This window comes from Paenibacillus sp. MB22_1, assembly GCF_047200555.1.
GTDB lineage: Bacteria > Bacillota > Bacilli > Paenibacillales > Paenibacillaceae > Fontibacillus > Fontibacillus phoenicis.
In genome coordinates this window covers 2,245,422-2,268,402 of record NZ_JBLADV010000002.1, presented here as the reverse complement: position 1 = coordinate 2,268,402, position 22,981 = coordinate 2,245,422, and the positions used below count along the sequence as shown (strand labels likewise).

23 protein-coding genes and 2 riboswitches are annotated in these 22,981 nt (G+C 48.9%); of the genes, 6 read left to right on the top strand and 17 right to left on the bottom strand.

The genetic code is table 11. From position 1 onward, the window contains the following. Positions 1–8: 8 nt before the first annotated feature. From ACL02P_RS22185 to ACL02P_RS22135, 11 genes are all read right to left on the bottom strand, one after another. Positions 9–416 carry a DUF6075 family protein gene (locus ACL02P_RS22185; protein ID WP_081105551.1) on the bottom strand — a complete coding sequence of 136 codons (408 nt, stop codon included), beginning with the start codon at positions 414–416 and terminating at the stop codon, positions 9–11. Positions 417–533: 117 nt separating this feature from the next. Next, on the bottom strand, positions 534–953 hold the full coding sequence (locus tag ACL02P_RS22180; protein ID WP_412838091.1) for a sigma factor-like helix-turn-helix DNA-binding protein: 420 nt from the start codon (positions 951–953) through the stop codon (positions 534–536). A 447-nt stretch (positions 954–1,400) separates the two neighbouring features. Then, on the bottom strand, positions 1,401–1,733 hold the full coding sequence (locus ACL02P_RS22175; protein ID WP_412838090.1) for an alpha/beta fold hydrolase: 333 nt from the start codon (positions 1,731–1,733) through the stop codon (positions 1,401–1,403). A 147-nt stretch (positions 1,734–1,880) separates the two neighbouring features. Continuing rightward, a complete protein-coding gene (locus ACL02P_RS22170; RefSeq protein ID WP_412837532.1) occupies positions 1,881–3,074 on the bottom strand; it encodes a transposase in 1,194 nt (397 codons plus the stop codon). Positions 3,075–3,181: 107 nt separating this feature from the next. Further along, the gene (locus tag ACL02P_RS22165) at positions 3,182–3,688 is read right to left on the bottom strand and encodes an alpha/beta fold hydrolase (RefSeq protein WP_412838089.1); all 507 of its coding nucleotides are present in this window, start codon (positions 3,686–3,688) and stop codon (positions 3,182–3,184) included. A 90-nt stretch (positions 3,689–3,778) separates the two neighbouring features. Beyond that, complete coding sequence (locus ACL02P_RS22160) at positions 3,779–6,115, bottom strand: histidine kinase (protein ID WP_412838088.1); 2,337 nt, start codon at positions 6,113–6,115, stop codon at positions 3,779–3,781. 87 nt (positions 6,116–6,202) lie between these two features. Further along, complete coding sequence (gene kdpC / locus ACL02P_RS22155) at positions 6,203–6,811, bottom strand: potassium-transporting ATPase subunit KdpC (RefSeq protein ID WP_054819097.1); 609 nt, start codon at positions 6,809–6,811, stop codon at positions 6,203–6,205. A 32-nt stretch (positions 6,812–6,843) separates the two neighbouring features. Next, positions 6,844–8,874 (bottom strand): potassium-transporting ATPase subunit KdpB, encoded by a 2,031-nt coding sequence (gene kdpB, locus ACL02P_RS22150; protein ID WP_017551730.1) that lies wholly within the window; start codon positions 8,872–8,874, stop codon positions 6,844–6,846. Between the two features lie 13 nt (positions 8,875–8,887). After that, on the bottom strand, positions 8,888–10,570 hold the full coding sequence (gene kdpA, locus ACL02P_RS22145) for a potassium-transporting ATPase subunit KdpA (protein ID WP_412838087.1): 1,683 nt from the start codon (positions 10,568–10,570) through the stop codon (positions 8,888–8,890). 32 nt (positions 10,571–10,602) lie between these two features. Then, positions 10,603–10,680 (bottom strand): potassium-transporting ATPase subunit F, encoded by a 78-nt coding sequence (locus ACL02P_RS22140; protein ID WP_080612102.1) that lies wholly within the window; start codon positions 10,678–10,680, stop codon positions 10,603–10,605. A 161-nt stretch (positions 10,681–10,841) separates the two neighbouring features. Continuing rightward, a complete protein-coding gene (locus ACL02P_RS22135; protein WP_120117237.1) occupies positions 10,842–11,249 on the bottom strand; it encodes a hypothetical protein in 408 nt (135 codons plus the stop codon). Positions 11,250–11,360: 111 nt separating this feature from the next. After that, positions 11,361–11,522: riboswitch (cyclic di-AMP (ydaO/yuaA leader) on the bottom strand. A 560-nt stretch (positions 11,523–12,082) separates the two neighbouring features. Between ACL02P_RS22135 and ACL02P_RS22130 the strand changes: the two genes are divergently transcribed. The 5 genes from ACL02P_RS22130 (at position 12,083) to ACL02P_RS22110 (ending at position 16,992) form a co-directional block, all read left to right on the top strand. Further along, on the top strand, positions 12,083–13,651 hold the full coding sequence (locus ACL02P_RS22130; RefSeq protein WP_120117236.1) for an ATP-binding protein: 1,569 nt from the start codon (positions 12,083–12,085) through the stop codon (positions 13,649–13,651). Then, positions 13,638–14,339, top strand: a complete 702-nt coding sequence (locus ACL02P_RS22125) for a response regulator (protein ID WP_120460066.1) — start codon at positions 13,638–13,640, stop codon at positions 14,337–14,339. Before ACL02P_RS22130 ends, ACL02P_RS22125 begins: the two co-directional genes overlap by 14 nt. A gap of 207 nt (positions 14,340–14,546) precedes the next feature. After that, a riboswitch (cyclic di-AMP (ydaO/yuaA leader) is annotated at positions 14,547–14,705 on the top strand. A 113-nt stretch (positions 14,706–14,818) separates the two neighbouring features. Then, positions 14,819–15,283: a hypothetical protein gene (locus tag ACL02P_RS22120; protein WP_061575815.1), complete on the top strand. Its 465-nt coding sequence runs from the start codon at positions 14,819–14,821 to the stop codon at positions 15,281–15,283. Positions 15,284–15,351: 68 nt separating this feature from the next. Further along, positions 15,352–15,657: a Na-translocating system protein MpsC family protein gene (locus ACL02P_RS22115; protein ID WP_161655355.1), complete on the top strand. Its 306-nt coding sequence runs from the start codon at positions 15,352–15,354 to the stop codon at positions 15,655–15,657. A gap of 81 nt (positions 15,658–15,738) precedes the next feature. After that, positions 15,739–16,992: an aspartate kinase gene (locus tag ACL02P_RS22110; protein ID WP_227277956.1), complete on the top strand. Its 1,254-nt coding sequence runs from the start codon at positions 15,739–15,741 to the stop codon at positions 16,990–16,992. Positions 16,993–17,193: 201 nt separating this feature from the next. On the opposite strand, the gene ACL02P_RS22105 is transcribed toward ACL02P_RS22110, so the two are convergent. From ACL02P_RS22105 to ACL02P_RS22090, 4 genes are read right to left on the bottom strand one after another with little or no spacing between them, the layout of a single operon-like run. Further along, positions 17,194–19,521, bottom strand: coding sequence for a VirB4-like conjugal transfer ATPase, CD1110 family (locus ACL02P_RS22105; RefSeq protein ID WP_227277955.1), 2,328 nt, complete (start codon positions 19,519–19,521; stop codon positions 17,194–17,196). Next, complete coding sequence (locus tag ACL02P_RS22100) at positions 19,514–19,879, bottom strand: PrgI family protein (protein ID WP_198828582.1); 366 nt, start codon at positions 19,877–19,879, stop codon at positions 19,514–19,516. Before ACL02P_RS22100 ends, ACL02P_RS22105 begins: the two co-directional genes overlap by 8 nt. 34 nt (positions 19,880–19,913) lie before the next feature. Then, positions 19,914–20,270: a hypothetical protein gene (locus tag ACL02P_RS22095; RefSeq protein WP_144871737.1), complete on the bottom strand. Its 357-nt coding sequence runs from the start codon at positions 20,268–20,270 to the stop codon at positions 19,914–19,916. A gap of 29 nt (positions 20,271–20,299) precedes the next feature. Next, positions 20,300–20,485 (bottom strand): aspartyl-phosphate phosphatase Spo0E family protein, encoded by a 186-nt coding sequence (locus ACL02P_RS22090; protein ID WP_127486765.1) that lies wholly within the window; start codon positions 20,483–20,485, stop codon positions 20,300–20,302. Positions 20,486–20,654: 169 nt separating this feature from the next. Between ACL02P_RS22090 and ACL02P_RS22085 the strand changes: the two genes are divergently transcribed. Next, a complete protein-coding gene (locus ACL02P_RS22085) occupies positions 20,655–20,906 on the top strand; it encodes a helix-turn-helix domain-containing protein (protein ID WP_054819090.1) in 252 nt (83 codons plus the stop codon). A 2-nt stretch (positions 20,907–20,908) separates the two neighbouring features. On the opposite strand, the gene ACL02P_RS22080 is transcribed toward ACL02P_RS22085, so the two are convergent. Together ACL02P_RS22080 and ACL02P_RS22075 are read right to left on the bottom strand one after the other, a co-directional pair. After that, on the bottom strand, positions 20,909–21,058 hold the full coding sequence (locus ACL02P_RS22080) for a hypothetical protein (protein WP_251536404.1): 150 nt from the start codon (positions 21,056–21,058) through the stop codon (positions 20,909–20,911). A gap of 27 nt (positions 21,059–21,085) precedes the next feature. Continuing rightward, positions 21,086–22,927, bottom strand: a complete 1,842-nt coding sequence (locus tag ACL02P_RS22075) for a reverse transcriptase domain-containing protein (protein ID WP_412838275.1) — start codon at positions 22,925–22,927, stop codon at positions 21,086–21,088. Between the last annotated feature and the right edge of the window lie 54 nt (positions 22,928–22,981).

Sequence of the window (22,981 nt, the reverse complement as noted above, 5' to 3'; positions counted from 1 at the left end):
GCAGCCATTCAGCGAATTTGTTCGGCCAGCCGATTGATCGTTCTCTCGTGACTTCGGCAATATTCGGGATAACGAAGACGAATCGCTTCAAAAAAGTAGGGGGCATAGCTGCAATCGAATAATTCGTGGGGAGTGGAGTAACGTTCGCCGCCTGCTTCGGTCCAGCCGTTCCATAAATTAAAGGCGAGCCGACACACTCGAATGGAACTGCCGGTTTGCCAAGGGGCCGAAAGACCTTCGGGCTTAATGCCGCTATTGGAAAAATCATACAAATCGCGGATATAACTTCTGGTTTCCCGGGAAATGCCCAATGTATAGAAAAGTGCCCGATGGTACCCGTCGTTGCATTTCCTTTCATCCAGCATCTGAACATAAAATCTCTCGTGTTCCTCATCTCGAAATCGAATCGAATGCATCGCTACAAACCCCTTTCATGGAAAATGAGCGGCTGGTTGCAACCAGCCGCTGACTGAACATGGTCCTCTATATAACAGTTCATTTTGGCAGGAAAATCGGACCCTCCGACGAAACAATTACATGTTTTTGAGCAAGTATTCCATTTGTTTCAAGCCTCTTTGGATAGATTTACGAACCGCCCGCTCATCGACATGCTCGGCTCTGGCAATAGCGACTTTGCTCATGCCCAAGAAATAATGGGCATAGATCCGTCTGGCGGATTTCACCGGCAATTGGCACATAACTTCATAAAGTTGCTGCCGTGAAAGTTTGCGCTCGTAATACTCCTCCGGTGAAATCGAAAGAAATAAAACATGCTGCTCAATCCCGTCATTGCGATCAAGCGAAAAATAGGCCCGATGGCGATACGTTCGCAGCCTGTAGGCGCTTTCTTCCAAGTCGAAGCGGCGGATTTCATGGGCAACTTCTTCATCTACATCGACCCATACATCCGTCTTAAAAAAAGGATACATATTCCGCAAATTCATCTTTTTCATTCAAGTCCCTCCATTTTGGTTTGTTGGCAAACCAAAACAGAGGGGGGAGAACGACAGCCAACGTTCCATTTCAAACGTTTGTTTATTTTTCGTGAAAAACAAAAAAGACCTTGCCGCAGAGCATTCCAACACTCCATTGCGACTAAGTCTGAAAATGATATCCATCGTTGATGTGTTAGAAACCGTACTAGTAGGACAGACACATAAAGAGACCGCTGCCTGACATTGCAGGCATCTGAGAGCACATAATATCAGCTCCATCTCACATGGCAACACCGCTGCGAGAAGAAAGATAGTCTGTTTTTATGTTGGTGCTGTCATACGTTTTTTGTCCAAACGCTCCTTTTCATCTCGAACTCAGCCGGTTATAGGTCATTTGTTCGATGAAATTGAACTTACAAAACGACATTTTTTGGCGCCGTGCATAAACTCCTTTCAAAAGGGGACTTAATACCCTTGCATATAATTGTTAGCACCTTTGTTCAAATGATTATCCTCTAAAAAGCATTGGACAATCTCATTAAATCGTTGTGGTTGGCACAAGTTGCTTGGGTTACAGGAATCCTCAATGACTTGTAAACGAGCATTGGACAACAGCCCTGCAGTTTCATTCATTTGCCTGATAACTGGATAGGAATGGTCCCCCGCAATACAAAGCGCGGGCACTTTAATTTGCGGCAAGAACGGGGTGAAATCAATCCCCCTGACCGCCAGACGCTGTTTATACCATTTTCCAGATCTTTTTTGCAGCATTCCTTTTCGAATTGCACGATAAGCCAAGTCCCACTTATAATGAGTGTTTTGCATAATTCCGTTTCAGAGAAGAAGCGATAGCATATTCACTGTCGTTAAGGGGTAATTTTCGAAAATGGTATTATATGGATGAAGAAAAGGGCAGACTTGCAGAATTTTAGAACAGCTCGTTTTTTAAGCGGCAGCCCGTTTTGAATGATGAGAAACGGCGAGCGCAGATGCAAGCAGAACAATGGCATTCAAATACTGGTGAGTTGTGACTTTCTGAATGCCCCGGACATGTGCGGCGTCTGCCGTCAAATAGGTTTTCAATCGGGAGTTGCAGCGTTCTACGCTGGTTCGTTCATTGTAAAGTTCCTTCCAACGCTTTGTATCCCGATGAGGGATGCTGTATCGCCGGAGATCATCCTTCGCATTTACTTTGACGACCATTCCATAGTTTGAAGACGAGCAGGCAGCCATGCCAAGCGGACAGTCGACTTTACCCGTGGCATGCGGGCAGCGAAATTTATGCATATCGCCGTCAACTCCCCAGTATGTCATCGCATAACCCATGGAACAGCACGGTGTTCCGTTCGAGGTCATGCCAGCAGGCGGTTCCTTCTCCCCCCGAAGATTAAGGGGAATGATGGCTTGTGCCTTGACGTTGCGGGCGGCCTCATAAACTTTCATTTGGTCGTAGCCCGCATCGAGTATGAAAAATCGTGTGCTCGTCCTGGACGCTGTTTTCTCGATCAGGCCCGGCGCCATTTCTCCATCATTGACATGCGCCGGCGTTACTTCCAAGGCGATCGGCAATTCACTTTTCGTATCGACCGCCAGATGAATTTTGTAACCAAACCATGTGATTTTATTGCCGAAGGAATCAATTTTTGCGCCCCAGTTCGCATTACCCGTTTGCTCGCTTTTGCGTTTGGGCTGCTTTTTCTCGTAAGCGCGGAGAGCGGCGCTGTCTATGGCGACGTTACTGCCTTCTATGATACCTTCCTGCTGACAGCGTGTGACCAAATCCTCAAAAAGCCGTTTTGCCAAGTCCTTTCTCGTCAGTTCTGAGAAAACTCGGCTTAATGTGGATATGGAAGGAGCTTCTCGATCCAGCCGAAGACCACACTGATAACGAAACCGGAGATCCGTATCCAAACGCTTATGCAACCCTGAAAAGGTACTTATTCCTTCAAGCGGCGCAGCCAAGAGTGCTCGTAGAATACCTTGTCTGCAGTATCCCTCAGCGCCTCGGGGTGAACGGCTTCTCAGTTCCTTGGCATACGGTCTCAGATCGAGAGAACTGAAGAAGATCGGCAATCTCTCCTTGGGTTGAATTTTTAAAAGTTCTTCGAAGGAAAACAGACATTCTTGGAGAATATACAAAGTGACTTCCTCCATCCTTGAGGTTTTTGGGTTTAGTCACTTGAAAACTTCTCCAAGTTGGGGTGAAGTCCCTTTTTTATGTCCGAAAATCCTTACGGCTCAAGGCCTCAGATTACTGCAAAACGCTCATAATAAGTGATCTTCATCGAGCGTAAAAAGAATTCACCTGGCAAATAATACGAGAGCGAACTGATGAGATCGATCATGGAGACGAATTTGCCAAGCATAGTTGTCCTGACATTTATACTCAAGCAGTCTGAAATCACGATTGCGCTTACTTGGTTTGGATACAAATTCGAGAATTTCTGAGCAATGATTCCACCATAGGAAACGCCAACAATTACAGCTTTTTTAATTCCCAAATACCCCAGGAGGAGACTTAGATCCTCACACTGGGTTTCTATAACTCTTCCAACCGGAACTTTCAAATTTCCAGACTGTCCGTTTCCTCTCAGATCAAGGAACACAGTTTGATACGATTGTTTAAAATAATTTTTTTGAATTTCAAACATTTCATGTGTTAGTCCAAGACTATGAATAAAGACGAGGGATGTCCCTTGACCACAAACTTCATAATATAGCGAAGTTCCATTCACTTTCCAAAGTGGCAACATTCCCAACTCCTTTTCGTTAACATCTATTAACTTTTTTCCATTAACTATCTGCTAAAACGTAATTATTTTTTCATGAGACGATAAGCTATGTTACCCTTCATCTTGATAATAGCAAGCCTCAATATCCGCAATCACCAACACATCCATATGGCGTCCATAACGCAGAATCGGCCTGATTACGGATCGTTTCCATATTTTTTCCCACAAGGTCCGCTTCGATTGCCCGACAATCATCTGCGTACTTTGGATATCGTTGGCTTTATTCAGCAAAAGGTATGGAATCTGCCTTCGGCTCCGGGCAAACAGCATCATAAACTTACCGCCCAACCGCGCTGTCAAGTCTTCCAGCACTTTGATGCGTTTTTTCAACTCATCAGCAACCTCAGCATGATCGTGAACATACGTTACAACCCAGTCAGCCTTCAAACGATAAGCAATTCGAAACCCCCGCCTGATTAAGCGCTCAGCATTGGTGCTTAATGTTACCCCGACGAAGACCGTCTCCTGCTTTCTCCAAGGTCCGCGAAGCGAATCGTTTCTTTCCCAGGCTTCCAATCGTTCGTCCACATCGTCAGCGATTTCCCGTAGCGCCAATTCACGCAAAGCAATCAAATTGCCCGTTCGGAAGAAATGATTCAAGGCCTGATCCACTTTATCTAGCGCATAGATTTTTCCTTCCCGCATTCGTTGCTGCAGCGTTTTTGGATCGACATCAATGAGCTCGACTTCATCGGCCATGCGCAACACGTGGTCGGGGAGGGTTTCCCGAACTCGCACGCCGGTAATCTGTTCAACCGCATCGTTCAAACTTTCCAAATGCTGTACGTTCATCGTCGAAATAACGGAAATGCCTGCGTTCAAAATGTCTACAATATCTTCGAATCTTTTTTTGTTTTTACTGCCGGGCACGTTCGTATGTGCCAGTTCATCCACGAGTACGACTTCCGGATTGCGGCGAATGATGGACTGGACGTCCAGTTCTTCCAGATTCGCTCCACGATACTCCAACTTCGCCCGCGGGATCGTTTGCAGCGAACCGACTTGCGCTAACGTTTCTTTTCGTCCATGCGTTTCGAGAAGTCCGATGACGACGTCAATGCCTTTCTTCTGCAAATCGTTCCCCTCGCGAAGCATCGCATACGTTTTCCCGACCCCGGGGGCGGCGCCGATGAGCACCTTGAATCGTCCTCTCCGGATTTCCCCTATTTTTCGCTCCACTTCCTGATCGCTTAGCCTGCGGTAGCGATCATCCGACCGACCTTCCGTCAGCATTTTGGTCGGCAGTATCCGCTCTCCTTCCTTTTCAGCACGATCCGCAACGAAGTAGATATCCGTATGTCTCGATTTTTTAAGGATGCCGTTTGTAATCGATCCCCGCCACAGCTCCTGCCAGCGATTTAGCTTGGAATGGCCGAGTACAATTCTCGTTACCTGATGCAAGGTTGCGTAACGAGCCAACATGCCGGGAAGCTTCCGTCTACTTGCCAAGGTGAGTTCTTCGAATTTAGCTCCTATTTTATCGGCCAATTTCAAGAGGGAACGCTTAAATGCAGTTGCTTCGCGAGACAGCATTTTTTTCGGATGGACAAATGTGACGATCATCAAATCTCCACCCAAGCGTTTGGCAATTTGTTGGCCGCGGCGGACATGAATGGATCCGTTCCAATGGTATTGCGCCGAGACGAGAATGCGTTCCGCTACTCCGGAAGGCCCGGTTAAACCTTGCTCCATGCGGTATTTTTCGAGGGAATCGTTCACATCTTCCGCCACTAGCCGCAAAGCCAGCTCCCGTAATTTTCCGATGTTGCTTCGCTCAAACAACATGGGCGAGGAGTCACCGTTGACATGCCCCTCCTCCAGCCGTTTCAGTATCGTTTCCGGCGATACGTCGATCAATTGGACTTCATCCGCCATCTCCAATGTGTTTGCCGGGACGGTTTCCTCCACCACGACACCGGTCGATTTTCTCGCCAGTTCCGTCGCGCCGTCGAGTTCGTACACGTTGACGGTTGTGATTACGCTGATGCCATGATTCAGCAAAAATTGGATGTCATCCAGACGTGTCGGAAACTGTGCTCCTTCCCGATTGCGATGGGCAAGCCCGTCAACTAATACCACTTCCGGATTGCGTTTGACCAGCGCCTCGAGGTTCAAGTCCTTACGCTCCATTCCATCCTTGATCCAGTGAATGCTGGGTACACGTTCCAAGTCTCCGAGTTGCTCCACCGTTTCCGGCCGCTGTCTTGTCGAAACCGCACAAATGACGACATCGATTCCCTGCTGCTTCAAATGCTGACCTTCCTGAAGCATGTGGTACGTTTTACCCGAACCGCTGACCGCGCCGATATAGATTTTGAGCCGACCACGGTGTAGCTTGGAAATGGAGTACAGGATTTCTTCCGGCGTCTTCCTGCGAAAACTTCCCACTCTTGTTCCCCCCTTGCGCAAGCTCTTTACTAAAATGCGATAACCCCGCCTATTTGGCCATAGGCAGGGCTCGCAGATGATATTTAACTATTTCATAAGTTCGCGCAGCGCGATGTTCAATTTCAACACATTGACTCTTGGATCCCCGAAAATCCCCAAATCCCGTCCTTCGGTATGTTCTTGTACCAGTTTCTCGAGCTCGCTCGAAGACAAACCGGTCAACTTGCTGATACGCGGAATTTGCACGTTGGCGGATTCTGGCGTAATATGGGGATCCAGCCCTGAACCGGAGTTCGTGATTAAGGCAATCGGCAATTGGCTAACAGGAACGTCCGGATTGTTTGCCTTCCACGCTTCAACGGATTCTTCCGTCCTTTTCAGCAAGTCCGGGTTCGATGGCCCGTAATTGTTGGAACCGGAGGCTTCCGCTTTGTATTCAATGCTGGAGACCCGGCCTTGAAAATATTTTGGATCGGTAAAGTTTTGCCCGATTAATTCGGAACCGATGATTTCTCCGCTGCTGCTTTTGATCAAACTGCCGTTAGCCTGATCTGACATCAAAAGTTGCGCGATGCCGGTGCAAACGAGCGGATACACAATTCCGCATAGCAATATGAACAACAAACTGAGCCGAATCATGGAAAACAAGTAAGATCCGCGGGAAAGTCCCTGAACATGCTGCTCTGAATGATTCATTCCATTTCAATCCTCTCTGTATTCCGTTTCAACTACACCCATAAGTGAACGACCATGTCGATCAATTTAATCCCGACGAACGGCGCGATGACACCGCCCAATCCATAAATAAGCAGGTTCCGGCTGAGCAATTGGGCGGAACTCATCGGTTTGTAGGCAACGCCCTTCATGGCCAACGGAATAAGCAACGGGATAATGATCGCATTAAACACAAGCGCCGACAAAATGGCCGACATTGGTGATCCGAGTCCCATTACATTCAATACGTTCATTTCCGGAATCGCCTGCATGAACATGGCCGGGATAATGGCAAAATATTTGGCGATGTCGTTCGCCACGCTGAAGGTGGTCAGAGCGCCGCGCGTCATTAGCAGTTGCTTGCCGATCGCTACGACTTCAATGATCTTCGACGGATCGGAGTCAAGATCGACCATGTTGGCCGCTTCCTTGGCTGCCGTCGTGCCGCTGTTCATCGCAAGTCCTACATCCGCCTGCGCGAGTGCCGGGGCATCGTTCGTTCCATCTCCGGTCATGGCTACCAGCTTACCGGCCGCCTGTTCCCGCTTGATCACGGCAATTTTGTCTTCCGGCTTGCTCTCGGCGATAAAGTCATCCACCCCGGCCTCTCGTGCGATTGTCGCTGCTGTCAACGGGTTGTCTCCTGTACACATGATCGTTTTGATTCCCATCTTTCGCAACTGATCGAAACGCTCCCGCATGCCGGGCTTCACCGTATCCTTCAAATAAATGAGTCCGTAAATTCGATTGTCGACGGCAACGGCGAGCGGCGTTCCGCCCTCCGATGCGATCGCGTTCCCTTTTTGTTCCAAATCGGTGGGAATAACCCCTCCTTGTGCACTGACCCAAGCCTTGACTGCGTCAACCGCGCCTTTGCGAACTTTTCGTCCATTCGGCAAATCGATACCGCTCATGCGAGTTTCCGCTTTAAATTCTATGAATTCCGCACCTTCAGCCGCATTCGTTGGATACGTATACCCTTCTTTTTTCATGAGTTCGAGTACGGATCGGCCTTCGGGTGTTTCATCCTTCACTGAACTGACGGCTGCCCATTCGGCTACCGTCTCTACGGTCGTATCCCCAACCGCGATGAACTCGCTGGCCATCCGGTTCCCAAACGTGATTGTACCTGTTTTGTCCAAAATCATCGTATCGATGTCGCCTGCCGCTTCCACCGCTTTCCCTGACATGGCCAGTACATTGAAACGGGTTACTCGGTCCATCCCGGCAATACCGATTGCGGATAATAAACCGCCGATCGTTGTTGGAATGAGACATACCAGCAGCGAAATCAGAACGGGAATCTCCAATTTGATTCCAAGATAATCGGCCATCGGCGCCAATGTCACCACAACGATCAGGAAAATCAGGGTCAGGCTGACAAGCAGGGTATTCAGCGCGATTTCGTTTGGCGTTTTTTGTCTCTTTGCGCCTTCGACCAATGCGATCATCCGATCGATGAACGATTCGCCAGGGTCGCTTGTAATCCGTACGGTTATCCGGTCGCTAACGACCCGCGTGCCGCCGGTTACCGAACTGAAATCGCCGCCTGCTTCTTTGATGACAGGAGCGGATTCGCCGGTAATGGCTGACTCGTCCACGGAAGCGAGCCCATCAATGACCTCCCCGTCACCCGGAATCATCTCCCCTTGCGAGACAATTACAACATCGCCTTTGCGCAGTTCCGTGGACGGAACCACCTTCACGCTGTTGCCGGTCACTTTATTGGCCATGATTTCTTTTTTCGTCTTCTTGAGAGTGTCGGCCTGCGCTTTTCCTCTGCCCTCAGCCAATGCCTCGGCGAAGTTGGCGAACAGCACGGTAAATAGCAAAATTAGAAAAACCGCCAGATTAAATCCAACTCGTCCTTCGGTACCGAAGTAGCCCGGAAACAACGTCATTAACAACACGACGAACGTTCCTGCTTCGACGACAAACATGACCGGATTTTTCATCATGACAACCGGATTTAATTTGATAAAGCTGTCCAAGATCGCCTTTTTGACAATCTCTCCGGACAACATGCTTCTTCGTTTCGTATTCATGATCTCACCTCTTCTATTTCAGGAGCGTCAAATGTTCTGCGATCGGACCGAGAACAAGGGCGGGCAAAAAGGTCAAAGCTCCGATAATCAGTACGATACCGACGAGAATACCCGTAAACAATTTGGTGTCCGTGCGGAACGTTCCGATCGTTTCCGGAACCCATTGTTTCGCCGCCAGAGAACCGGCTACGCCGAGCAATGCCACAATGGAAACGTACCGTCCGAACAGCATGACAAGTCCCGTAGAAACGTTCCAGAACGTTGTGTTGTCAGCCAAACCTTCGAAGCCGGAACCGTTGTTCGCGGCGGAAGACGTATACTCATAAAGCACCTGCGATATGCCGTGGAAGCCGGGATTGCTGATGGCCCCTTTCCCCAAGTCCGTCAAAAAGGCAATGGCCGTAGGCGCAAGAATAATAAGCGGGTGAGCGAGAATCGCGATGGCAACCAGTTTCATTTCTCGAGCTTCAATTTTGCGCCCCATAAATTCCGGCGTGCGGCCGACCATCAATCCGCAAAGGAAGACACCCAATATTGCGTACATAAGCATGTTGACCAAACCGACGCCGTCGCCACCAAACACACAGTTCAGCATCATTTGCGCCAGCGGGACGAGACCGCCCAGCGGCGTCAACGTATCGTGCATGTTATTGACCGTACCTGTTGTAGCCGCAGTCGTAACCGTTGTAAACAAAGCCGACTGCGCTATACCGAACCGAACTTCCTTGCCCTCCATGCTGCCTTGCGAAGCGTCGATTCCGAGCGCATTCAGCGCTGGGTTCCCTCGCAGTTCCGATGTATAAACGATGGACAGGAAGGAGACAAACAAGATGAGCATCGCGCTGAAGATCACCCAGCCCTGTTTTTGATTTCGCGCGAATCTGCCGAACGTATACGTCAGCGCGGCCGGAATGCACCACATGGACAACATCTCGATAACATTGGTTAGCGGATTCGGATTCTCAAACGGGTGCGATGAATTGACGCCCATAAATCCCCCCCCGTTCGTTCCCAAGTGCTTGATCGATACGAGGGAAGCTACCGGACCGATCGCGATTTGCTGCGTCCCGCCTTCAAGCGTAGTCGCTTGAACGGTCGGACTAAGCGTTTGCGGCACTTTCAACGCAACTAGTGCCAATGTCACGATGATCGCCATCGGGATAAGCAAACGGGTGTGCGCTTTGACAAAATCGGTGAAGAAGTTGCCGAGCGTTTTCCCTTTGCTTGTCAAACCGCGAATGAACGCGATCGCTACGACGATGCCGGATGCCGCTGATGTAAACATCATCATCATAATAACAGCCATTTGCGAAAAATAGGACAGACCCGTTTCGCCGCTATAGTGCTGCAAGTTCGTATTCGTCATGAAGCTGATGACCGTATTGAAAGAAAGCGTTGACTCCATGTTATCGATGCCGTTCGGGTTGATCGGCAGCCATTTCTGGATGCGTAAAATCAAATAACTGACCGCCACCAAAATAACGTTGGTCAATATCAAGCTGAGCGTGTATCGTTTCCAGCTCATTTCAGCGCGGTTTTTCAAACCGGTCAGTCCGTAGATCAACCTTTCAATCGGTCCGAATATTTTGTCGGTCCGGTTGGGTTCATTGGAAAATACATGAAAGATGTATGCCCCCAAAGGTTTGACCAAAAAAACTAAAATCACAATGACCGCTACCAGTTGCAAAATGGCCATTTCATGCCCTCCTCAAACATATACAGATCATATTAAAATTTTTCGGGATTCACCAAAGCAAAAACGAGATATAAAAAAATCAAAACCGTAAAAACAGCAACTATTATCATGAGCGTTCTCCCCCCGATTCACCTGCAACTCGTCCGCACCAAGCTAAAAATAAGCAAAACAATCCATATACGCCACCTAGTGTTAAAATCATTGCGATATCCATCATGAATGATCATCCCTCCCTTCAAGCATGTACCCGGTACGTTTGCCTGATATGGATTCAGCTTTCGTTATCAAGCAGAAACGAAACATCATCGCTGCGGGTGTAAATGACATAGCTAGCGCCAAGTCCTTTGTAGATGAGTCTTGCATTGTTGCTGCCGGTGATGATATAGATCGGCTTGCCTGTCCAGGATCGGCAGATCTGAATGTATCGGCAAATCAAGGGCAAACTTGACTCAAACAAGTACACCTTCCCTACCGGTAACTCTGGAATGAGCCAGGTTTCCCGGTCTACAGTATCGACCATTAAGATGTGCTTGACGCCCAAATGTGTCAATCTCGACTTCTCTGTTTCATTATTGGTAATCGCTGCATAAGGTATTCCTTTGATTCGCAACGCTTTAATAAACTGCTCCCCGGTTTTGTTGGGCGCAGAGACGAGTACAAACTCATCTTGAGCTTCCATAGCCAATCTCCTCCATCCTGGTACAGGCAACAAAAAAGAAGCTTTCGGAAGAGGAACTCTTCGTCAGCTTCTTAGGCACGAAAAAACACCGTGTCTAATCACGACAATTGTTGCCTCTCTTAAAGACGCTTACGAGGTTAGCTGTCGGATTCGGGCGTAAGAGTCGCCCTACGCCGGATTTACCGGCGATTCACCCCATGAAGCCGACAAGACCGGCTTCGATTGGTTCCCCCGCTCCTTCGTGTTAATTGAAGAATTCAGCGATTGAAACGATGATTATCATGTTCACGAAACACCACAGAGGCATAAGCACTGTGGTCGAAACTTACGATCACAAGCTTCATCATCCTCTCTCTACAAGGGCCACACTTTTGAAAAGAGCTGCTTCCGCATTTACGAGTTTTGCTTATGGATTCGGGCGGTGAGAGTCGCCCTGCCCCTGCTTAAGCTTCGTATAAGCGGGGGAATTCATCCCTTACGGATCCGGTTGACTTGCTCTCACACAAGCACTGATCCGTAGTTGGTTCCCTCTTGTTCCTGAGTCACAATTAAGCAACTGTAAATGAAAAACAATTCAATTCATGGACGTATGTTACTCCGAGACAAAAAAACTGTAAAGTGAAGCATATTGTATATCCGCTTAAAAAGAGTGCTTTATGTTTGGGAATTCATGACCCTGGCAGAAGATCATCATTTTTCTCGTATTTACTCATTATTTTGAGGTTTTTCAATCATTTTTACGAAATTTTTACGCCCAGTACCGGTTTATTTTACTCTTTTTTTACAGTAACCTAGAGAGGAGAGACACAAAAAAGAGCAGGATGTGTTTTGCTATGCATAAATGGAATGCGGTATGGATTTCGTTGCGATCGTACGTAAGCACGACTTTGCTGATCGCTCTCATGACCATGGTATTAAAACCGTTTGGTCTTGCTTTTGACTTGGTCAATATTGCTCTTATCTATTTACTCCCGGTTCTTTTCAATGCCGTCTTCGGGGGACTGCGTCCTGCTTTCTACGCGGCGATCCTGGGTGTCTTAGCCTTTGATTTCTTCTTCGTGCCTCCTGTACTGAGCTTTACCGTATCAGACTTGCGCTATCTGGTTTCATTTGGCGTCTATTTGGCGGTGGCAGCATTAACGGCCAGCCTAGCGGCCAAGCTGAAGCAGCAGGTCCTCTTTTCCAAGCAAAGGGAAGCTCACACAGCTGCGTTGTACGCGCTTAGCAAGCAGATGAGCGCGATCGCGGACATCCATTCCATGCTGGACAATTTTTCCCGACAAGTTTCGCAGACCCTTGACACAGAAATCGCGATCTATTTGGCGGATGACCAGAATACCCTGAAACTTGCCCATGAGTCTGCCGATCTTCCTGACTGCAGGCAAGAGAATACGGAAATGTCTATCGCAAAGCGAGTGTTTGAGCACGTCGAGACGGCCGGAATGGAAATTTCGCGTTTGAACGAATCTCCGGGTTATTTTATTCCGCTTCGGACCGAAGACCGCACATATGGTATCATCGCGCTCTATCCGAATGAAGCGCGAACCGGGATCACAACCGAGCAAAAGCGGCTCTTCGAGGCTCTCGGAGGCTTGGCGGCCAGCGCAATCGCTCGCCTCAGGCTGGCGGAGGAAGCCCGAATTGCTCATCTAACAGCAGAGTCGGAACGCCTTCGTACTGCAATTTTGGATTCGGTCTCCCATGAACTACGCACCCCTTTGGCAACCATCATCGGCTCGGCAACCGGTCTGATCGAGGGCGGGCATATTTTCTCTGCAGAGGATCGAATGGAGCTTCTTGTCACGATTCGTGACGACGCCCTTCGTATGAATCGCCTAGTGACGAATCTGCTCAGCATGGTGCAGCTGGAGAGCGGGATGCTGCGCCTCAGGAAAAACTGGTGCGATGTGGAGGACTTGATCGGCGTCACGTTATCTCAGGTCAAAGACTTTCAACAACATCGAAAGCTGCGCACCGAGTTGCCGGATGACGGGCCCATTATGGTCCTGGGTGACGAAGTATTGCTAGAGCAAATGTTGGTCAATGTCGTGAGCAATGCGATCAAATACAGTCCGGATTATAGTGAAATCGTCCTGTCAGTGAAAACCGGGGAAGCAGGCGTTGTCATCTCGGTCTCCGATACGGGGATTGGACTGAACGAGGACGAATACGATCGGATATTCGAAAAGTTTTACCGTTCAACCGCTGCGAAGCAAATAACCGGTACGGGATTGGGACTTGCCATATGCAAAGGAATCGTCGAGCTTCATGAAGGAACGATATCGGCGCAGCCGAAGGAACCGCGAGGGACCATTGTAACGATAACCCTTCCCTTAAACAAGCAAGACGACTTGCTTGCAGCAGCTGAAGAAAGGGGAACCACGAATCATGACCATGAATGAACATGGGGCTCGCATTTTGATCATCGATGATGAACCCCAAATTCGAAAGCTTCTGAAGGTAACCCTGCAAGCCCATCAATATGCCATCTACGAAGCCTCGACAGGAGAGGAGGGCCTCCAACAGGCATCCTTGATGTTGCCGGACTTGATCATACTTGATCTCGGGTTGCCGGGCATATCCGGCATGGAAGTGCTCGGCCGCATCCGGGAATGGTCAAATTCGCCGATCATTGTGCTGACGGCAAAAGACAGGGAGGAAGATAAAATCGTCGCGCTCGACAGCGGCGCCGATGATTATGTAACCAAGCCGTTCGGGATGGGAGAGCTCGTCGCTCGAATGCGTGTTGCGCTGCGGCACGTAGCCAAATCGTCGAATGAGCCCATCCTCCAGATCGGCGAGCTGACCATCGACCTGGCACAGCGAAGCGTGGAGTTGAAGGGAGAACGGATCAAGTTGACCCCAACAGAATACGATCTGTTGAAAATTCTCGCCTCCAACGCCGGGAAAGTAGTCACGCAGCGTCAGCTGCTCCAACAAGTATGGGGCAGCCACCACAATGAGACCGACAGCCATTATTTGCGGGTGTACATCGGACATCTACGCAAAAAACTCGAGGAAGACTCGACTCGGCCCAAGTTCATTCTGACGGAGCCGGGGATCGGCTATCGCTTCCTGTCCAGGGAGTAACAGAGTCGCTTACCTCGGCTACGTCCATCCTCCGTTCAAAAACGTAAGAACGGGACCTTCGTGTAGAAATATTGCCGTCTCCGTAAGTTTTTGTCCGATGCATCCGTTTTCGCGCACGAGAAAAGGCTAAAAATCAAAAATAGGCGTTGGATTCGGCTTTTACATTGTCTTGCAAAAAGCGTATGATCTCTATCAACAACTTCAAATTCATTTGAATCGCTGAATTCCCTAAGGGGAAACGGGGGAACCAACAGAAGCCATTAAATGGTTTCACGGGGTGAATTCCTTGTCTGCTTGGCACTTGGAAAGGGTACTCTCAAGCCCTAACCCGACAGCTAACCTCGTAAGCGCATTGAGAGAGAACCGTATCCGAGCTGCGTTTGTCTGATGGACTGACAACAGACTGCCCGAGAGCTTCGTTTCTCTGCTCTTCGGGCTTTTTGTCGTACCCAAAAAAACATTTAGGGAGAGTGGCAAGCATGTTACACGTGCAAGAAGCGGATCCACTGCCGGGTCTTGAATCGCCCGGTTTTCGGTATGAGGAGAGAATCCGTTCCATCGAAGTATTTCGCTTCGATCAAGAGTTGACCCGGCGTTTATTTTTCGAAAACGAAAAAGGTAGCGTGTGCGGATATCTGAAACTATCCGGCAACGGGTTTAGCGGTTGGGGAGAATACCGATTGCCTAATACGAAAAAACCGTTCGACCTCGTCGGATGGGCATCCGTATATATGAATCTGAAAGGTCTTAACATTGCCCAAGCCTTTCAATTGCTACAGGGTAAAGAAGAGAATTGGGGAAGGATTCGAAAAGAGTTGGCCGAATCGGCGTTGATGGACTTGTCATCCACTCTCGAGACCCCTTTTCTTTTGCCACATCACGGTGATTTTCCGATAAAACAACAATATATCATGGAACATGCCGAATCTTACGTCTCATTCTGATCTCGTAACGGAAAGGAGAAATGCATGGTGCAGGAGCTTGTAAATCAACTGAAAGAGGCCTACTTGCAATGATCGGTGAACATCCGCAGGAGGTGGAAGTAAGAGTCATTAAAAACCATATCGTGATCATTGCCAAAGGAACTCCAACAATTGAGCATTCCATCTCTGTCCATACCATACGCGGCAGAAGCATTCATCAGACGATAGTCGAAATGGATCGCGACCGATTGCAAGCGCTGTTGAAACCTAAAGTGGCTGCAATTGTCGGTTGCCGCGTCACTTCCATTCAATCCGACATTTGCATCGGCACCGGGGAAAAAATGGAGCTGATTCATCTGGATTGCGATATCGAGCACAAGTATATGCATGATTAGGTTTGAAGAGACGTTTTATTCCAAGGCCTGTCCGTCAGTTAAGTGGAACAGTATTCGAATTCATAATCGGGAGAGATAATGTTGTCATTATTGGTGATGAAATATGGCGGCAGTTCCGTAGGCGACGCCAAACGGATAAAGCGCGTTGCGCGTCGGATAGCGGACCGAAGGCAGGAAGGCCATCAGTGCGTCGTGGTGGTCTCCGCAATGGGAGATACGACGGACGATTTGATCGAGTTGTCCAAAGAAATCGCGGAGGCAACCCCTTCAGCGCGTGAAATGGACATGCTGCTCAGTACAGGAGAACAAGTTTCGGTTGCCCTGTTGTCGATGGCGCTGCACGCCCTGGGCGAACAAGCGGTCTCTTTAACCGGCTGGCAAGCCGGCATTCGTACAGAAGCCAACCACGGGAAGGCACGGATTATCGACATTCAGGCAGATCGAATAATGAATGCGCTAAATCAGGGGCGCATTGTCATTATAGCCGGTTTCCAAGGAGTGACAGAGAATGGCGAGATTACGACGCTTGGACGCGGGGGCTCCGACACGACGGCTGTCGCGCTTGCAGCAGCGATCCGGGCAGATTTGTGCGAAATATACACGGATGTGGACGGTGTTTATTCAACCGATCCGCGCATCGTCAAGCAGGCCAGAAAACTGAAGGAAATCTCTTACGACGAAATGTTGGAAATGGCTCATCTCGGAGCGGCGGTTCTTCACCCCCGTGCGGTGGAATGTGCCAAACAAAATAAAGTGAAGTTGGTCGTTCGATCCAGCTTTACGAACCATGAAGGTACGCAAGTAAAGGAGGAAACGGATATGGAACAAGGAATCGTGGTTCGTGGCATCGCGTTCGACAAGCCTATTGCGCATGTAAGCTTATTGGATATGCCTACAAACCCAAGCCGACTCGCTGCGGTTTTTAATTCGCTTGCGAATGACGACATTGATGTCGATCTTATCGTTCAAGGCGGAATAAGGAATGGCAAGGCTGACCTGTCCTTTACCGTTAGCCTCGCCGATCTGGAGAAGGCAAAAAGTGTGCTTTATCACATCCAGGCAGATGTTGGTTTCAAAAACTTGGAAACCCACTCCGATTTGGTGAAAGTATCTATCGTCGGGGCGGGAAATGTCAGTTCCCCTGGTCTTGCAGCGACGATGTTTCATACCATTGCCGAAACCGGCGTTAGCATTTACACGGTCAGCACGTCTGAAATTAAAATTTCGTGCGTAATCGAAGGGAGAAGGCTCCATGAAGTTATTCGATCCCTGCATACCGTGTTTGGACTCGACGAGCACGAATATGTCTTTGTAACGGACGTAAGTAATGAATGAATGTTACTCAACGGAAAAACACGCTGTATCTTAGTTCAATTAACACTAGAAATTAGCGGTACATTCGAAAACCTAAACCACTTAGAAAGAGTAGCACCATTGGCAGTGAGTTTTACAAGAGTGTTTAAACCGGAAAATGAAAAACAATTTAAAAAAGTAAGCGATTGTTCTCGGTTAAGACCAATCGCTTACTGTTGTTTGTTAATGATCCCCAGGCTTCGTCGTCATCAGGCGATACAGTTTCGTGTTCCGCGGGAACTTGTCGGTAAACGGCACAAGGGAACTGCCTACCTTCATCAATCCATTCCCGGCGTCAACATTGGTAATATAGGAGAGTTGCAGGTCCGAAATATTGAGAAGCCCGGCAAGCTCCATCCGATCGGTGCTGGCCTGATTCAGCATGACGATAAATTCGCTGTTCGCCAGCATAGTCCGGGCCGTATGGCTTTGCAGCAAATCATCCACGTTTTGCGTAATTCCCGTACAAAAAGCGCCATACTTTCGGACGCGCTTCCAAAGCGTGAACAGAAAGTTGGCGCTGTATTCATGCTGAAACAAAAGATAGATTTCGTCAATAATGATAAACGTATTTTTGCCTTTAACCCGATTTTGTGTAATCCGATTCAGGATGCTGTCCAAAACAACAAGCATGCCAATCGGGAGGAGCTGTTTGCCCAAGTCGAGAATGTCGTAGCAGATGAGCCGGTTATGGACATTGACATTGGTCGGCTTGGCGAACGTATTCAAACTGCCAGAAGTAAAAAGTTCAATCGCAAGCGCGATGTCCTGCGCTTCCGGCTCCGATTGCTTGAGCAGCTCCGCGCGAAAGTCCTGAAGCGTCGGCGGCTGCCCCTTATAGTTGCTCTGCAAATACTTCCTGTACACGCTGGCGGTGCAGCGGTCAATGAGCGACTTTTCCTTCGCTCCCAGTTGATATTCGCCAATCAACTGCTCGCATAACGAGAGGACGAATTCCGATTTGAGAATGATCGGATTGGCTCCATCGCCATATTGACGATTCATATCCATCGCATTGATATGGTTGGGCGAAGTGGCGGATATATGAATCGTCTCGCCGCCCAATGCGTTCACCAGTGCGGAGTATTCCCGTTCCGGGTCGATCAAAATAATATCGTCGTCGCTGGCCAGCATCTGGTTGACGATTTCCCGTTTCGCGGTAAAGCTTTTGCCGGAACCGGATACGCCGAGGATAAAGCTGTTTCCGTTCAACAGTTGCTTGCGGTTGGCAATAATCATGTTTTTGCTGATCACATTTTGTCCGTAGTAAATGCCGCCCGGATGCACGATTTCCTGCGCCCGAAACGGAATAAAGACAGCCGTGCTTTCCGTCGTTAACGTCCGCAAAGCGTGAACCTTCCGCAAGCCGTAGGGGAGCACCGTATTCAGACCGTCCATTTGCTGGTAGGTAAGCGTGGAAAACTGGCACAAATGCTTGCGGGCGGTTGTGAGCAGCGCCTCCGTATCGCTGTCGAGCTGCTCCTTGCTGTCCGCGATATGGACCATCGTCAGCAGGCCGAACATCATCCGCTGGTCGCGGGTGGTCAAGTCGTTCAGAAATTCTTTGCTCTCCTTGCGTTGCTGCTCCATATCGTAAGGGACCACGGCAGAAAAATTGTTGTTCCGGTTTTGTCGCCGCTGCCAGTTGGTAATGTTTGTCTCCACGCCGAGCAAACGGCTCTCCACCTCACGAACGGCCTCGTCGGTCGGAATCGGGATGATATCCAGCGACAGCAGCAAATTCCGGTTCAGGTCGCAAAGCTCGGACACCATGCTGTCCTTAATATAGCTGGCGTATTCCCGCAGAAAGATGACGCGGCCAAAAAAGTTGCCCATCCGAAAATGATCTTTTTCAAACTCGAACGTATCCGGGCAAATGTAATCCTTGAAATCATGCCCCTTGCGCATTGTTTCGGACAGATGGAAACGAAAATCCGCTTCCTCGCCAATCCGAAAGAAATCATGGAAAATGCGCAGACGGTCGGTTGCATCCAGTTCGATACATTTGGAACCGAGACGGGAAAAATGCGACATCAATTCGGTTCCGACCCTCGCGAAGTATTGGCGGGCTTCCTCCACATTTTTCTTGGCGACAGAAATGGTAACGTACTTTTCCTGAATCGTTCCGTTCGCGCCGATGGCCTTTGCGAGCAACATCTCGTTGTACTCTTGCCGGTACACATCAAGATGGTCTTGCCGAAGCGGAATCAGAATCGAGCTTTCAAAATCGGTCCGATTCATACGCCGGTTATGGATCGTGATCTTCGTGGTCGCTCCGCTGTCAAAGGAATTGAGCAGCTCGGAATAAGACAAAAACATCGCTTCCTTGTCTTCCCTGGACGCTACGGCGTAGTTGATGTCCTCGAACCGATACGATTTGGAGAACTTGTTGCCGACAAAAAAAATCCCGTCCGGCCAAAGGGCGCGAATCGGGATGACTTGCTGAACGCCTTTCGGGATAACAAATCGTTCCTTGTCCTGCTTGATGATGCGTCTGAGCGTTTTAATCACGGCGCTTCATCCTTTCCTGCTCATGATACTGCATGCTCTTTTTCAGCGCTTCAACATAAATATTGGTCGAATAGAAGACGAATCGCCTTGGCAGCAGAAATTCCGACTTCACATACGCCCAAAGCAACTGCTCGGCCGTCATGCCGTGATAGTTGATGAAACCCAAGGCTGCGCAAGGCGCGGCCCCCATAATGCACATCCAACTGAGCGTTTCCAAACCAAAGCGTCCGCGCAGTCCAAAATAAAGGACGATCGCCACGCCGACAGCCAGCACAGAAAAAAAGAACTGCCGCAAGGACAGTCCAAAGAATAAGCTTTCCGTATAATCCCGGATTTCCCGGTTGATTTTCACTTCCATTTGAAGTCCTCCCATTAACGATGCTCGCTATGGTCTACAGCTCGGCCCCATCCTCCGATTTAACCGTTGTTGGCTCTGTCTTTTTCGATCTTGCCAACAACTCATCGCCGGATGGAAGGGGATCGGCCAAAAGCGCAAATACAAGCTGAGCGCCGTCTCTCATCCCCTGTAAATACAAGCGTTCATTCTCTAATGCCCTTGTGAAATGTTGTTTGTCCTCCCATTCCATAAACGCCGGCAACTGCGTCATCTCCACGCCGGAAAACATCGCTTGAAAAGCCGATCCCTCTTCATCGCGACATCTGCGCAACTCGGGATGGCGTTCGATCCGAGCTGAAACGTGGTCCAGCCGCCGCTGGATCGCATTTTGAAACCATAACGGAAACTCCATTGACATCCCCCTCCTTGTGCGAATGCGATCTAGCGCAGCTGATGCTCTCGTCCGGACTTCCTTTGAAGCCACTGGACGATCCATTCGTCCACCTTCCGGCTTTGAGCCTGAACCGCCTCATTCTCGAACAGAGGAATTCCCTGATCAAGAGATTTTTTCCCGAGTTCGTTCAACTTCCTTCTTTCCTCCTCCAATTGACCAAGCAAACGTGTCATCGGTCGGCCTCCCAGCGTCTTCATTAGATCGGCGTTCCTGGCTGTCTAAATGATAGAGTATCTCTACATTTTATTGCGAAAATCGGTTTATTTCATTTTAATGCGATATTCGCATTAAAACAATGATGCACTCACGTACAATTTTGCTTGTAATGTGAGGTGCATACAAATGAAACATCGAAAAGAACCGCCAGGCGACAAAAATATAATCGGCGTGAGAGTCGTTGCCATCCGCAAGGCAAAGGGGATGAAACAAAAGGAGTTTCTCGCCAGACTGCAAACGGCTGGTCTCGACATCAGTCCTACCAGTCTTTCGCGTCTGGAAGGGCAGTATCGGCTTGTCCAAGACTACGAAGTCGTTGCGATTGCCAAAGCGCTGGATGTTTCCGTCCGGGAATTGTTAGGCGAAGAATCGGAATGAAGCTACAGCCCCATCATCTCCCTCACCACCCGGTCCGCCATTTTGACCGTCCCCACGAGTACCAGCATGTTGAAAAGTAGGGTAAGCGCCCAGCGCCTTGCCGCATTGCGGCGGCAGGTTTCCAAGCGCTCCCCTCCGAACCGGACGTACACCTCTCGATGTATCCGGCTCTCCAGAAATCAGTCTAAGTTTCCAGCGTGCAACTGTACGTGGCAGTCTTCGCAGAGAGCCATCGTTTTACGCCTTCGCGCAATCATGGTTTTCTCCCACTTTTTCCTGCCCTTTAGGTCTTTTAGCTTGCGGACATGGTGAATATCCATGTCCACATTTTCCGCTCCGCACCATTCGCACTTTTTTGCCTTTAATCTTGCAATCAGGCTGTTTGGACTGCTATTGGCGTAAACCTTTGGTTCAACGTCAACATTTCCGGCATCAGCTTCGTCAATGCGACGGAAGCCCTCGTTGTATAGCAACATCACTTTTGAGCCGGATTTTGTTTCGTATTTCACGCCATAGTCCTTGCCCATTCTGTATTTGTCCTTGATTGCACCAACACGGGTCTTGTATTTCGCGGCAAATGTTTTGAACATGCTGTATTTCATGATATAACCAAAGTTACTCAGCACGGACACATTGTCCGCAATCTTGTAATAGTTATACAGTCCCCGTATTTCGGCGTTATACTGTTGCAAGATTTCAAGGTCGTCATTGTGGAATAGATGCGTCCGATGGAACGGTTCCCACACCTCACGATTGCCGTTTCTCGCGTCATAATGGATTTTTAACGCGCCGTAAGAAATCAGCTTGTTCACCCATTTTTCCTTTGGGACATACAGCTTGATCCGCTCGTTATACACACGGCGGGTCATGCCGTTTTTGTCTTTCTTGATGTCCTTGGAACGGTTGGAATAGATGTCAAAGCTGAGAAAGCGCGCTTTATCTTTTGCATTTGTTACCAGCGTCTTTTCTGCCGATAGATCCAGTTTCAGGCTGTCCTTGAGGAATGCTCCCACTTCGGTCTTGATGGTTTCTGCGTCCCGCTTACTTCCGATGACGCCAATCAGAAAATCGTCCGCGTAGCGGATATATACCACTCTACGGTAAGATTCATCCATTTGGTTTGAGCTGTCTACGCTCATCATCTTGGCTCGCGTTTCGCGGATTTCCCTTTGTGCCTGCTTCTTTTGCCCATCCGTCAGGGCTTCCCATTTCTTCTTGCTGTATTTCCTGCCGCGCAGATAGTCAAGGTGTCCCCGATAATGGTTGTATTCGCAGCTTCTCACACGCTTTTTCCCGGAATTAAATCGTCCTGCGTATTGCTCCATGAATTGGTCCAATTCATTCAAGTAGATGTTCGCAAGAATGGGACTCGCTCCGGAGCCTTGGGGTGTGCCGGACAAGGTATTGTGATAAATCCAATTTTCCATATATCCGGCTTTCAGGAACTTCCAAATCAATCCCAGAAAATGCTCGTCTTTGATTCTGCGGCGAAGCAGACTGACCAAAACGTGGTGGTCTATGTTGTCGAAACAGCCGCGTATATCCCCCTCAACAAACCATTTCACGCCTGTAAAGCGGGTTTTGACCTCCAATAACGCTGTATGGCAGCTTCTTTTTGGTCTGAATCCGTGGGAGTGTGGCGAAAAAGTACCCTCATAGATACTCTCCAGTATCATGCGGATAACCTCTTGCAACAATTTATCGTCGAAAGAGGGAATCCCCAGCGGGCGTTTCTTTGTCGGGTCGCTGTTTTTTGGGATATAGGTTCTTCTTGCAGGGTTCGGTTGGTAACTGTAATTTTTGAGTGACGCGATCAACTTGTCGATCCGTTTGAGACTCATTCCATCGATTGTCGAACCGTCCGTTCCCTTTGTCATGTTGCCAGCCGTGGCATAGATGTTCTGATAGGCTTGCAAATAGAACTCGGGGTTGTACAGATTGCGATACAGCCTTTCATAGCGGTAATCGCTGATGCACGCTTTTGACCGTAGACTTTCCAATACTCGATTAGGACTCCTCATCATGCCTCACGCACCTTTCCTTGTCTTGTATTGGATGATTTCCTGCCGCCCTTC